The organism is Jeotgalibacillus salarius, from assembly GCF_004405125.1.
In the GTDB taxonomy this organism is placed as follows: Bacteria; Bacillota; Bacilli; order Bacillales; family Jeotgalibacillaceae; genus Jeotgalibacillus; species Jeotgalibacillus salarius.
In genome coordinates this window covers 1-12442 of record NZ_SORX01000013.1, presented here as the reverse complement: position 1 = coordinate 12442, position 12442 = coordinate 1, and the positions used below count along the sequence as shown (strand labels likewise).

The window sequence follows — 12442 nt, the reverse complement described above, 5'->3', positions numbered from 1 at the left end:
GTGGAAATAAAAAGAAGAGAGGAATGGATCCTCCCCTCTTCTGTCATTGGATTATTTAACACGTGCCCCATTTTCCAGGTTTTCTGCTACATGTGCAAGTGATAGGACTCCATCTTTCTCACCCGCAAGAATCATGCCTTCAGAAAGCTCTCCGCGCAGTTTTACAGGTTTAAGGTTTGTTACACAAACCACTTTACGGCCTACTAATTCTTCCGGTTTATAAAATTTCGCAATACCGGATACAACCTGGCGTTTTTCAAAGCCAAGATCCAACTGAAGTTTCAGCAGCTTATCGGTCTTTTTCACCGGTTCGCATTCCGTTACAGTGGCAACCCGCAGGTCTACCTTCATAAAGTCATCAAAGGTAATTTCATCTTCAAGCTCTACCGGTTCCTCTGCAGCAGCTGGCGCAGTGCCGGACATTTTTTCTTTAATGTAAGCAGCTTCTTCGGCTACCTCAAGGCGTGGAAAGATTGGTTCTCCTTTTGCCACTACTTTTGTGCCTGCAGGAATCACACCAAATTCCCTTAGCGTTTCCCACTTGAGATGTGTGTCATCAAGTTGAAGCTGTGACAAAATCTTTCCAGGCGTTTCTGTCATGAACGGCTGAAGCAGAACTGCGACACGACGCAATGTTTCCGCCAGATGGTTCATCACATGGCCAAGCTCTTCTTTCTTCGCTTCTTCTTTCGCAAGTATCCACGGCTGCGTTTCATCAATGTATTTATTTGCGCGACTGATTAACTGCCAGACAGTCGCCAGCGCAACAGAGAATTCCATATTTTCCATTGACTCCTGGAATTTCTCTACGGTTTCTTCATTTAACTGAAGCAGTTCCTTGTCATAAGTCCCTTCTGAACCTTGATAAACAGGAATTTCCCCGTCAAAATACTTGTTGATCATTGCAACTGTACGATTCAACAGGTTTCCAAGGTCATTCGCGAGGTCAAAGTTAACGCGCTCAACGAATCCTTCAGGTGTAAAAATTCCGTCAGAGCCAAATGGTACTTCGCGAAGCAGGTAGTATCGAAGTGCATCAAGACCATAGCGATCAATCAGCGTAACTGGATCTACTACGTTGCCTTTTGACTTGGACATCTTGCCGTCCTTCATCAGCAGCCAGCCGTGTGCAAATACTTGTTTTGGCAATGGCAGATCGAGCGCCATCAGCATAATCGGCCAGTAAATTGTATGGAACCTGACAATCTCTTTACTCATCAGATGCACATCGGCCGGCCAGAACTGGCGGAAACGCTCATCATTTTCCGAACCGTAACCAAGCGCCGTTATGTAATTTGATAATGCATCGATCCATACATACACAACGTGTTTAGGGTCCCCAGGCACTTTTACGCCCCAATCGAAAGTTGTTCTTGATACAGCCAGATCTTCAAGGCCGGGCTTTATAAAATTGTTCAGCATTTCATTTTTACGCGACTCAGGCTGAATGAATGCTGGATTCTCTTCATAATACTTTACAAGACGGTCTGCATATTTACTCATACGGAAAAAATAAGATTCCTCACGCACTTTCTCAACAGGGTGCCCACTGTCAGGACTCTTACCGCCGATCACATTTCCATCACTGTCGAGCTCTTTGTCTTCAAGCTGCGTTTCAGTATAGAAAGTTTCATCCGGAATTGAATACCAGCCTTCATATTCACCAAGATAAATATCTCCCTGATCATGAAGCTGTTTAAAAATCTTTTCGACAACAGTCTTATGACGTTCTTCTGTTGTCCGGATGAAATCATCGTAGGATATGTCCATCTTTTTCCAAAGATCCTGGATCCCGGATACAATTTCATCTACATAAACCTGAGGAGAAATTCCCTGCTCTTTCGCTTTTTCCTGGATTTTCTGACCATGCTCGTCCGTTCCTGTTAAGTACATGACATCAAACCCAAGCAGACGCTTGTATCGTGCCATTGCGTCTCCAGCTACTGTTGTATAGGCATGCCCGATGTGCAATTTGCCACTCGGGTAATAAATTGGCGTTGTAATATAGAAAGTATTGTTCGGCTGACTCACTGTTTATCCTCCTCGATCAGCTTCAGAAACTCAGTTCTGACGCGTATTCATATGCTAAAAAATATACCCGAAATAGAATGCGAATGCAACCGGCGCACCCCTAAAAGTAAATACTCCCCATTTTTGTCGAATGATCAGCAAAGTTTTGTCGAAACACGAAATAGCTCGAATTCAAAACAATTCTATTTACACTGACAGTTATTACATGATATAGTGGATATTGTAGAAGGTAATATTTTCAAAAACCCACACACACTGATACAGCAGTATTTCTTAATGTATAATATGGTGCACATTTGGGAGAAAATATGTATTGACTGATTTGGGAAACGTTGGTATGATATAAAAACAGAGAGAAAAATGTCGAAACTTGACGAAAAAACAGAGAGAAAAACAAATTAACCTTTGAGAGGGGATTTTCAATCATGAAATCAACAGGAATTGTACGTAAAGTAGACGAATTAGGCAGAGTAGTTATTCCAATCGAACTTCGCCGTACGCTGGGTATCGCAGAGAAAGACGCATTGGAAATCTATGTGGATGACGAAAAAATCATCCTAAAAAAGTATAAGCCAAGCATGACTTGCCAGATTACTGGTGAAGTTTCAGACGACAACCTTAAGCTTGCAGGCGGAAAGCTTGTACTAAGCCGCGAAGGCGCTGAAATGCTTATTAAGGAAATTCAAAGCAACCTTCAAGGTGCTTAATTCATACAATTTGTCACTGCTCCCTTAGTGGAGCAGTTTTTTTCTGCCTAAAAGACCGTAGTTGTTCCTTCTCACATGGTGAGGAGTGCAGGCCAGCTGCGTCCGAGGTGGCAGTTACTGCCGTCAATTCTATTTTCACTACCATCGGCACATAGTTCGTTACCGTCGTTCCGGGTGTATCTGACCGTCACCACGCATCTGACCACCATCGCAACGCAAAATACTACCATCAACCACTTCTATTCAACATCTGACTTCCCCACTGCGCATGTTGCCAATCGACTTTAGGAAGCGTTTTTCAAATAAAAAAGACCACTTTTATAGTGATCTCAAGCGTTAGTGATCCACGTGATAATCCTGATAGACATCCCGCTTCGGAAGGCCGCGGTCTTTTGCGGTTTCTTTAATCGCTGCTTTAGACGTCATGGATTGTTGCTGAATATAGTGTTCGACATGTTCAGTAAGCGATAACTCAGACCACCAGATTTCTTCATCCTGCTGCCACTTATCACGGCTCGCCCCTTCAACAACAAGACAGAATTCACCGCGCAGCTCATTCGTTTCTGCCCATTCCAGACACTCCTCTACAGTGCCGCGCACAAACTCTTCAAATTTTTTCGTGAGCTCACGCGAAACAGCCATTTGGCGATCTGCACCCAAAGCGTCCTGCATTTCTTTTAACGATTCTTTCAAACGATGAGGAGATTCGTACAGGATAAATGTCGCAGGAATTGTCGAAAGAAATACCAGCTCTTCCCGTTTCTCTTTTTTCTGACGGGGCAGGAAGCCGTAATAATAAAATGGCTGCGGCTTTAATCCGGAAGCAATTAATGCTGTGACAGCTGCGTTTGCTCCAGGTAGCGGTATCACATTTATACCTTCCTCTACACATTGCTTCACCAGCTCATAGCCCGGATCCGAAATACAGGGTGTGCCTGCATCTGTTACCAGCGCAATTTGTTTTCCATCATGAAGATCAGCGATCAGCTTTCGTCCGCTTTCTTCTTTATTATGATCATGATAACTGACAAGCTTTGTCTCAATCTCAAAATGACGGCACAGGTTTTTCGAATTACGTGTATCTTCTGCCGCAATCAGATCAGCTTCTTTTAAAATATTAACCGCCCTGAAAGTCATATCTTCTAAATTCCCAATCGGTGTCGGTACTAGATACAATCGACCTTCCTGCACGTTTTGAAAACTTTTTTGCGTTTGCACATTAGTCACCTCTTTCATTTAAATATAAATCCTTTTGCGGCCTTGATTTCTTTTTAAACCAGTATTCCGCCTGCATTGCTTCCCGTTTAGATAAAAATGATTCGTGATGAATCATTTCAACAGGACGTCTGGTTCTTGTATATTTAGATGCTGTGCCTTCGTTATGCTGAGACAGCCGGCGCTCCAGATTAATCGTGTAGCCGCCATAGTAAGAACCATCTTTGCACAAAAGCACATAGAAGAAATGGTTAGCCTCTGCTTCCATATAAAATCTCCTTCATTTCATCTGTGTATTCATTATTATCCTTATAAACGATGAGCGGCGGCAGGATTTTCACATCAGGTTTGCCGTCTTTCGCCGCCTCTACTAAAATTGTATTGGCTTCCTTACCCTCTTTTGGATAAACGAACTGAATTCTTTTCGGTTCAAGACGGTACTGCCTCATTAATGTAATCAGATCAAGAAGTCTGCCGGGCCGGTGAACAAACGCAGCTTTTCCTCCCTGCTTCAGAAGACCGCTGCTGACGCTGATTGTATCTTCAAGCGTACACATAATCTCGTGACGCGCAATTGTTAAATGTTCATTTTCATTCAGTTCGTCTTTTCCCGGTGTTGTAAAATAAGGCGGATTACATGTCACTACGTCGTGTCTTGCATATCCAAGCTGCGGTGACACTGTATTCAAATCTTCGCAGATCATCTTCAGTTGGGCATTCAGGTCATTGTGGTCAATGCTTCTGTTCGCCATATCTGCAAGGCGCTCCTGGATTTCCACCCCTGTGATTGACCCTTTTGTTCTCTTACTTAAAATGAGCGGAATTACACCATTTCCTGAACAAAGGTCAATCAGACTCCCTTTTCTGATCGGCACCTGCACAAAGCGCGCGAGCAGCACAGCATCCAGCGAAAAGGAAAAAACAGATGGACTTTGGATAATTCTTAAATCTTCAGCCAGCAGATAGTCCAGCCGCTCATCACCAATTAATTGCATGTTTCGATCCTCTTTTCTATTGTTCGATGTTAAAAACCGCTGCCCCCTTCCGTACAGGACTGTGCTTTCCGCACCCGTCCGGACGAGCCTCCTCGCCACTTCGTGACAGCGGGGTCTCGTCTGTCCTTACTGGTGCAGGAGTCTCCGTCCTGTACTCCAGGGGACAGCTGGTGTTTATGTATAATAACATTTGTTTTAACATCAATTTTCTCAAATATATATATGATTAGTCTAAAATTTTTTATTTCTATTGTATACAATCAGCGTCATAAATTACTTTAGTATTTATGTACAGCGTTGATCGCAGTGGAAGGCGGCGACTCCAGCATGAGAAGACGGACAGGTGAGACCCCGCAAGGCGAAGCCTGAGGAGGCTCACCGCCGTCCGTGCGCGTCCGCCTGCAACGGAGATCGGACGCCAATATACAAAATTCAAACTATATTTAAAATGAACAATCCAGCCTACACAAAAAAAGCCCGGCAGGACGTCCGCCTGTTTTTCCCATGCAGGAAAAACAGGCGGCGTAATGCCAGCCTTTATTTTTTCGTTAAAAATGAAAGACAGAAAAGGCAGTCTTCATCTTTGCGCGGGCTTCCAAAGTGAATGTTACAAATGTGGAAGCCTTCATGGTAAAGACGGGCAAGGTTATCATAACCTTCACCAACATCTGTGCTTGGACCGGCAGCTTTACCGGCATCAGCCTTGCCTGCAGGAGCTTCTGTCTCACTCCCGAGCTGCTCAAGTCTTCTGCGCAAATGTTCATTTTCAATCTGCAGTGTATGATTCTCCTCCATCATGTCAGCAAGATGATGCTTCAGTTCGCCAAGCTGCTGGTATAACTGACCAATCTGCTGCTCCATATTGGATACTGAATCAAAGAACTCCTTCTTATCCACGAACTCCACCCCGTTACTCTGTGGCTTGAATTGACGCAATATCTTTATTCATAATTTCTTCAAGCGTATACTCAAGCGTACGGTCCTGCTCCTTTATCTCAATCTTAAGCACGCGCTCAAGCATATTCAGCCCGACCACTTTACCTTTACCTTCTGGAGTGACCACAAAGGATCCAAGGTCCGGCATTTCTTCTTTTGCTGCTTCATACTCGTCGTTTTCATATTTCAGGCAGCACATCAAACGTCCGCACAAGCCTGAAATTTTCGCCGGGTTCAAGGATAGGTTCTGATCCTTCGCCATCTTGATTGAAACCGGTTCGAAATCGCCAAGAAAAGTCGAGCAGCAAAGCATACGCCCGCAAGGACCAATACCGCCAAGCATTTTCGCTTCATCACGAACACCGATCTGTCTCAGTTCAATCCTTGTTCTGAAAACAGAAGCCAGGTCTTTCACAAGATTTCTGAAATCAACCCGTCCGTCTGCTGTAAAATAAAAAATAACTTTATTGCGGTCAAATGTATATTCAACGTCAACAAGCTTCATATCAAGGTCATGCTCACTGATTTTGTCTGCACATACTTCATAAGCATGGGCTGCCTCTTCCTTGTTTTCCTGAACGGAAAGGCGATCCTTCTGTTCAGCAATGCGGACAATTTTTTTCAGTGGAAGCACAACGTCATTCTTGTCCACTTTCTTGACTTCAGTGACAACTTTACCATATTCCACACCGCGTACCGTCTCCACAATGACGTATTCATCTATGTTAAGTGGAAGCTGGTTCGGGTCGAAATAATATATTTTGCCCGCTTTATTAAAACGGACGCCTACAACTTCATACAAGTGCAGATCCCCCCTGCAATTTAAGCATCAGCTGTTCCATTAACAACTGTGTATTCATATTTCTCTGTAGCTGTGTTTTCGCTTCCAGTATAACTGTCAGCTGATGAGTAAGCTGATTCGCTGACGTCTGGAGTGCATCTGTACGAAACGTTTCCAGCCAGTCCGGGTACGACAGGTGATCGAGCTTGTCCGTTTGGATATATAGGAGATCTTTATATATAAGAAGAAACAAATCGAGCGATTGGTCAATTTGTGATTTCTCTTTAAAATGCGGAAGATAGTCGCTTTGAACCCTGATCATGGCTTCAAAGGGATCATCCTTTAGCACTTCGTACAATTTTAACATGATTTTTCTGGCTTGTACAAACCACTCATCTTCACTCAGCTCAATTGCTTCATCAACCTGGTTAGTTATTTTCGATACAAGTGATGCCATTGTCGGGTGAACTTCTTCTGCGATCAGCTTTTGTTTAAATAAAACAGGTGTCAACGGGCGGAAAGATACGTGCTGACACCTGGAAAGTATAGTCGGGAGCATCTGATGAATCTGCTCAGTCAACAAAATCGCAGTTGTAGACGGATGCGGCTCTTCGAGAAATTTCAATAAAGAGTTCGCGGCCTGAACAGTCATTTTGTCAGCACCATTCACAATATAAGCTTTTCTCTTTGATTCCATACCTGTCTTACTGAACTCTTCCTGCAGCAATTTAACCTGTTCTTTTTTAATGGACTGTCCGTCAGGCTCAATCATATGAACATCAGGGTGATTCCCCTGATCGATCCGGCTGCACTGTTCACAGGTCATGCACGGCACGCCCTCGTCCGGCTGTCTGCAGAAAAGTCCTTTAGCAAGAAACAGTGCCATATTTTTTTTACCTGTGCCGCGTCCACCTTCAAACAGATAGGCATGTGCCACGCGGTTTTTCTGCAGGCTCTGTTGCAGCATTTTCATCGCGACCGGCTGCTGTGATGCCAGGTCCTGGTGCGTTTCGGCCATACAATCTCCCTTTTCTACGTGTATATATTAATCAGCAGTCCTTTGATTTCACCGATTTGATCCAGCACATCAACCGATTCTTTTTCCCCCTGCAGAACACTTTCAGTCAGTTCAGTAAGCTTCTCATCAATTGTTTCAACGAGACGAAGCTTACGTCCCTCACCAAATTCATTCCAGGAGTGAGACTGCTTTAGATTCATTCCGTATTCAACTGTTTCCTTAACAAAACGTTTTACCAGCGTTTTGAAAGTTGCCAGATCCTTAAAATTACGTGACCTCGCCAGTCTGTCACCTGCTGCCGTCACTTCACCCATTAACCTCGTCAGCTGTTCAGACTGAAGCTTCTGATCCTGTTTTTCAACAAGTTCTCCGAATTTCAGCTGAGAAGCTGAGAGATTCTGGGGACTGTTCCCGGGCTGGTTAACGCCTACCCGTAAATCGCGGTTAATTTTCATATTCCCACTCCGCTACTTTAAAATTGGTGAAACTGCTCAATCGGCAGTACAAAGACCGTGGCTCCGCCAACTTCAACTTCTACAGGATAAGGAATGTAAGAATCCGCATTCCCGCCCATTGGGGAAACAGGGGCAACCATCTGTTCTCTTGAACGGCAGCTGTCATTAATGACTTCTAACACCTTATCAACGCGGGCATCCTCTGTACCGACCATAAAAGTGGTATTTCCAGACTTCAAAAACCCTCCGGTACTGGCAAGCTTTGTTGCACGGAAATTATTTTTCATCAATGCAGTTGATAAACGGTTTGAATCCTGATCCTGTACAATTGCGACAACAAGTTTCATCCATTCCACCCTCTTCCTTATAAAATGGTTCTTCTTCCTTTATTATAACAATAATACGAAAATATTACGAAAGCATTCCGGAAATCTTCATTTTCTTAACACCGCTGAAAGTACTTTAATCGAATCGGCTGTTACTTTCTCTAATGACTGAGAAGCATCAATCCGTTGCATTCTTTCTGGAAAACGCTCCTGCAGGATCTGGTAGCCTTCATATACCTTGTCATGAAAAGCCATTCCCTCAAGATCAAGGCGATTCACTTCACGTCCCAGATTTTGCTCAATCCGCTTCAGCCCTTCTAACGGAGTAATGTCAAAATAAAGCGTACAGTCAGGCATCATGGACCCGATGGCGAATTGGTTAATACTCCACACTTCATCAATCCCAAGACCTCTTGCATGACCCTGATAAGCAAGAGAGCTGTCGATAAAGCGGTCACACAGCACAACCCTGCCTTCTTTAAGTGCAGGCTCCACCTTCTCAGCCAAATGCTGTCTGCGGGCTGCTGCATAAAGAAGCGCTTCCGTCCGGCTGTCCATTTCTGTATGCGTTGGATCCAAAATCACTTCCCTGATCTTCTCAGCAATCTTAATCCCGCCAGGCTCACGCGTCATCATCACATCAAAGCCAAGCGTTTCCAGCTCTCTTTTAATTTCAACAGCAGCAGTCGTTTTTCCTGCTCCTTCAGGTCCTTCTAATGTAATAAATAACCCTTTACTCATTTGCTTCCTCCTGCACAACCTTGATTTTTCCTTCTATTAAATGCGTACCGCCCTGAAATCGCATACTCGTCCCGGCAAGTTCAGACAGTCTTTTCAGTTTTTCTTTCGTCATTCTTTCTCCAGCAATAATATATGGAATCCCCGGGGGATACGGAATAATCGTTTCAGCGGCTATTTTCCCTGCCGCCTGTTCAATTGCTACCAGTGAAGATGGCAGCTGATCTGTATCATATAAAGACAATGTCGTGATTTCATCTGTGAATAACGGGGAGATCACGCTTCGTTCAGTCCATTCAGCTTCATTCGCAATGTCACTCAACACCGCAATCACGCCATCCCACGCTACTTCACTGTCTTCTTTTAAAAGCGGAAGCATCCACAATACCTGAAGCGGATCTGCAAGCTCTGCGAAAATACCTTTTTCCTCACACGCAGACTGCAATTCAAACCCGTTCAGCCCATCCATTCTGATGATCAACTTCAACGGATCTTCCGGCTCTATGACAGTCACACGTGTGATTCGCTGCAGCCTTTTGATCAAATCATTTCTTTTAGTCATAAAGAAAGCGGCATCCTCACTCGAGTAAGTGGCGGCATAACGCCTCGCGTCATCCAGCGATGCCATAATTGGATAAGAAGGGCTGCTTGATTGCAGCATGCCAAGCAATTGTTCAATTCTCTGATGGTTCACCTGGTTATGCGCTATATGTAAGTAAGACCCCATCGTAAGCGCCGGGAGTGTCTTGTGAGCCGACTGAACGACTACATCCGCCCCCATTTGCAAAGATGATTCTGGAAATCCCGGAAGCGAGAAGTGAGCACCATGCGCTTCGTCAGCAAGCACCGTAAGCCCCAATTTTTTGGCCTTCAAAACCACATCTTCCATTTGACCAGTATGCCCATAATAAGACGGATACGTCAGCAGCACTGCCCCGGCATCAGGAAACTCCCCTGCTGCTTTTTCAAGTAAATCAGGTGAAATACCTGCCGGCGTCATTGAATGCGGATGTACTTCCGGCATCATAAAAACCGGTTTAACGCGCGCTAAACGGCATGCATGGATCACAGACTTATGTGCATTCCCTGCCACTAATAAATGACTGCCCGGCTCACATAGCGCCATCACCATCGCAAGATTTCCTGTTGTGGATCCGTTCACAAGAAAAAAACTTTTAAAAACGCCTGCATGGTCCGCTAAAAGAGCCTGAGCTTCAGCAATTGCTCCCTCTGGTGCATGCAGATCATCAAGTCCTGAAATCTCCGTTTGATCCCATGCACTGAAATGGGCAGCAATCTCACCAATGGCACCATTCTTATGACCCGGCACATGAAAAGAAACCGGCTTCTGATTCATATGTGATTGAAGAGCCTCAACAAGCGGTCTGGCTTTCTGATTCATAACGTTCTCCTTTAGTAAAATCATTTCTCTATTGTATCATGATTCATTTAAAGGACACGTGCTTTTAGCTGGTGATTGAAGCGTAAGGCGGAGACTTCTGCACCCGGATCCGGAAAGCATCCGTCTGAATAGGAAATCAACAGCCAACTTTAACTGAACCAATACAAAAAAGCCCGCATCTCAGCAGGCTTCCGTCACTTATTCTTTTAAAAGATGAATCCACTTATCATACCCCTGATCCTCTGGCTTCAATTGAATTAACGACTGTTCACACCAAACGCAAATAAATTTTGAAGACAGGCGGATCGCCCGGTTGTATCGTCTACCACAAGCACGGCAATGTCTCATGTCATTTCCTCCACTTCGCAGCATGTCATACAACCAGTATGGACACTGCGGATAAAAAGTAATCTTTCTATCCTATTCTTTTTAAAAGAAAACGTGAAGGAAACTGCTCAACAAACTTTTCACAGTCTTGTAGATCGTCTTTCATCTTCTGCTTTCGGTTCAGAGGGCGCTTCTTCCGGCTCCCTGACTTCGCTATATACCTTAAGACCCTTTTTCTTACGCTTCCGATCTGAAATCAAACCGAATACCACAACAGCAACGAGAATCAAAAGAATGATGAGCCACCACATCTCTTCACCTCCCCGCCCTTTTAATTAAAAGCCAGTCGTCTTCCTATCGTTATCCATTTCTTACTGCTGAGGTGCTTCCTCACCACCGCTACGATATTGCTCAAAGTTTTTCCGGGAAACTTTTCTTTCGATCAACGATTAAACCGAATCCAATCAATCCGGCAACTATACCAATGACATAGATAAACATCTCCAGACACCTCTTGTACCCTCATTATACCCCTTTTTTACGATTTTACCCAATAAGCCGAGCCATCCTGATTTCTGTCCATAAAACCATATTCAATAAAGTAACGGCGAATCGTGACAAAATCAGCATACGCCTTTTTCAACACTTCATTTACTTCTCTTTCCGTATATTGTTGCCCCGCGGTAAACCGTTTCAGCAAATGCTGAAGCACAATAATTTTTCTCTTTTCCTTACTTGGAAACTGATTTAATGACCCGTCTTCTTTAAAATATGTCTTCAACACCTTTTCCTGTTCTTCACTCGTAATTGCATATCTCTCATCCACCATTGTCGCCCCCCTATGTATCTGAACCAGACTCTCCGGCCCGGCATCCTCTTTTAACAACTGCATTAGCGCTAAAAACACACGCGCCTGCTTTTCCTTCTCTTTAAACTTAAACCTGTGATTCCGAATCGTCGAAGGACTGCCGCCAATCTGCTTCGCCGCCTCCTTATCAGAAACCCCCTGCTTAAAATACGACAACAATTCCTTCTGATGATCCGACAACCCCGTATACTTCTTATCCATATTCATCAAATAAACAAACATCGACTCATGATCAGTTATCACATGATACTCGGTAGCCTTAGAAGCCTCGAAAAAGCGCTCACCAATAGGAAAAACCTCTCCCTCTTCAAAGCGCTCACCACAAATCAAACAATGATAAGCTCCCTCAACCTGCTTCACACCACGCGCAAGCTCCTCAACAGAAGCCTCCCAAAACAATTCACTCAAAACAAACACTTCCTTCAAAAGTTTATTATTTAATAAACATATTATATTAATGTTTATAAAATATCAAACTATTTTTAATTTTGTTTGTTTTACAGTGACTGGAACCGGGTTTGGGAAATCTACTCCGCTTGACTCTTTTGAACCTCCACACCAGTACTGAATGCACTGCGGTCAATGTCTTTTTGCCTTTTATGCCTTTAAGTCTCTGGCTCTTTGCTCTTGATGCCCTTGGGAT

Annotated in this window: 15 protein-coding genes; 1 reads left to right on the top strand and 14 read right to left on the bottom strand. The window is 44.0% G+C overall.

Annotation, left to right across the window (positions count from 1 at the left end):
- Window positions 1-51: 51 nt before the first annotated feature.
- Complete coding sequence (gene metG, locus E2626_RS15605) at window positions 52-2031, bottom strand: methionine--tRNA ligase (RefSeq protein ID WP_134382843.1); 1980 nt, start codon at window positions 2029-2031, stop codon at window positions 52-54.
- A gap of 425 nt (window positions 2032-2456) precedes the next feature.
- Here metG and E2626_RS15600 point away from each other — a divergent pair, with 425 nt between their 5' ends.
- On the top strand, window positions 2457-2738 hold the full coding sequence (locus E2626_RS15600; protein WP_039806138.1) for an AbrB/MazE/SpoVT family DNA-binding domain-containing protein: 282 nt from the start codon (window positions 2457-2459) through the stop codon (window positions 2736-2738).
- Between the two features lie 336 nt (window positions 2739-3074).
- On the opposite strand, the gene rsmI is transcribed toward E2626_RS15600, so the two are convergent.
- From rsmI to E2626_RS15540, 13 genes are all read right to left on the bottom strand, one after another.
- Window positions 3075-3965 (bottom strand): 16S rRNA (cytidine(1402)-2'-O)-methyltransferase, encoded by an 891-nt coding sequence (rsmI, locus tag E2626_RS15595; protein WP_134382919.1) that lies wholly within the window; start codon window positions 3963-3965, stop codon window positions 3075-3077.
- Window positions 3958-4221: a GIY-YIG nuclease family protein gene (locus E2626_RS15590; protein ID WP_134382841.1), complete on the bottom strand. Its 264-nt coding sequence runs from the start codon at window positions 4219-4221 to the stop codon at window positions 3958-3960. The genes rsmI and E2626_RS15590 overlap by 8 nt, the downstream gene beginning before the upstream one ends.
- Window positions 4205-4948 carry a tRNA1(Val) (adenine(37)-N6)-methyltransferase gene (locus tag E2626_RS15585; protein WP_134382839.1) on the bottom strand — a complete coding sequence of 248 codons (744 nt, stop codon included), beginning with the start codon at window positions 4946-4948 and terminating at the stop codon, window positions 4205-4207. Before E2626_RS15585 ends, E2626_RS15590 begins: the two co-directional genes overlap by 17 nt.
- 537 nt (window positions 4949-5485) lie before the next feature.
- Window positions 5486-5845, bottom strand: coding sequence for a DNA replication initiation control protein YabA (gene yabA, locus E2626_RS15580; RefSeq protein WP_134382837.1), 360 nt, complete (start codon window positions 5843-5845; stop codon window positions 5486-5488).
- Between the two features lie 13 nt (window positions 5846-5858).
- On the bottom strand, window positions 5859-6686 hold the full coding sequence (locus E2626_RS15575; protein WP_134382835.1) for a PSP1 domain-containing protein: 828 nt from the start codon (window positions 6684-6686) through the stop codon (window positions 5859-5861).
- Complete coding sequence (holB, locus tag E2626_RS15570) at window positions 6679-7683, bottom strand: DNA polymerase III subunit delta' (protein WP_134382833.1); 1005 nt, start codon at window positions 7681-7683, stop codon at window positions 6679-6681. Before holB ends, E2626_RS15575 begins: the two co-directional genes overlap by 8 nt.
- A 14-nt stretch (window positions 7684-7697) precedes the next feature.
- A complete protein-coding gene (locus E2626_RS15565) occupies window positions 7698-8138 on the bottom strand; it encodes a YaaR family protein (protein ID WP_134382831.1) in 441 nt (146 codons plus the stop codon).
- 17 nt (window positions 8139-8155) lie between these two features.
- Window positions 8156-8485, bottom strand: a complete 330-nt coding sequence (locus E2626_RS15560; RefSeq protein ID WP_039806128.1) for a cyclic-di-AMP receptor — start codon at window positions 8483-8485, stop codon at window positions 8156-8158.
- Window positions 8486-8572: 87 nt separating this feature from the next.
- Complete coding sequence (tmk, locus tag E2626_RS15555) at window positions 8573-9205, bottom strand: dTMP kinase (RefSeq protein WP_134382829.1); 633 nt, start codon at window positions 9203-9205, stop codon at window positions 8573-8575.
- Entirely contained in the window at window positions 9198-10604 is a 1407-nt protein-coding gene (locus tag E2626_RS15550) for an aminotransferase class I/II-fold pyridoxal phosphate-dependent enzyme (protein ID WP_166786853.1), read from the bottom strand. Before E2626_RS15550 ends, tmk begins: the two co-directional genes overlap by 8 nt.
- A 198-nt stretch (window positions 10605-10802) precedes the next feature.
- Window positions 10803-10952 carry a sigma factor G inhibitor Gin gene (locus E2626_RS17570; RefSeq protein WP_166786852.1) on the bottom strand — a complete coding sequence of 50 codons (150 nt, stop codon included), beginning with the start codon at window positions 10950-10952 and terminating at the stop codon, window positions 10803-10805.
- A 119-nt stretch (window positions 10953-11071) separates the two neighbouring features.
- Window positions 11072-11242 carry a FeoB-associated Cys-rich membrane protein gene (locus E2626_RS17295; RefSeq protein WP_166786851.1) on the bottom strand — a complete coding sequence of 57 codons (171 nt, stop codon included), beginning with the start codon at window positions 11240-11242 and terminating at the stop codon, window positions 11072-11074.
- A 227-nt stretch (window positions 11243-11469) separates the two neighbouring features.
- Window positions 11470-12216: a DUF2087 domain-containing protein gene (locus E2626_RS15540; RefSeq protein WP_134382917.1), complete on the bottom strand. Its 747-nt coding sequence runs from the start codon at window positions 12214-12216 to the stop codon at window positions 11470-11472.
- Between the last annotated feature and the right edge of the window lie 226 nt (window positions 12217-12442).

Bases quoted from the DNA above. Each gene is read 5' to 3' on its own strand.
- E2626_RS15600 (WP_039806138.1), top strand. From the start codon at position 2,457: ATGAAATCAACAGGAATTGTACGTAAAGTAGACGAATTAGGCAGAGTA.
- E2626_RS15590 (WP_134382841.1), bottom strand. From the start codon at position 4,221: ATGGAAGCAGAGGCTAACCATTTCTTCTATGTGCTTTTGTGCAAAGAT.
- E2626_RS15585 (WP_134382839.1), bottom strand. From the start codon at position 4,948: ATGCAATTAATTGGTGATGAGCGGCTGGACTATCTGCTGGCTGAAGAT.
- holB (WP_134382833.1), bottom strand. From the start codon at position 7,683: ATGGCCGAAACGCACCAGGACCTGGCATCACAGCAGCCGGTCGCGATG.
- E2626_RS15565 (WP_134382831.1), bottom strand. From the start codon at position 8,138: ATGAAAATTAACCGCGATTTACGGGTAGGCGTTAACCAGCCCGGGAAC.
- E2626_RS15560 (WP_039806128.1), bottom strand. From the start codon at position 8,485: ATGAAACTTGTTGTCGCAATTGTACAGGATCAGGATTCAAACCGTTTA.
- tmk (WP_134382829.1), bottom strand. From the start codon at position 9,205: ATGAGTAAAGGGTTATTTATTACATTAGAAGGACCTGAAGGAGCAGGA.
- E2626_RS15550 (WP_166786853.1), bottom strand. From the start codon at position 10,604: ATGAATCAGAAAGCCAGACCGCTTGTTGAGGCTCTTCAATCACATATG.
- E2626_RS17570 (WP_166786852.1), bottom strand. From the start codon at position 10,952: ATGAGACATTGCCGTGCTTGTGGTAGACGATACAACCGGGCGATCCGC.
- E2626_RS17295 (WP_166786851.1), bottom strand. From the start codon at position 11,242: ATGTGGTGGCTCATCATTCTTTTGATTCTCGTTGCTGTTGTGGTATTC.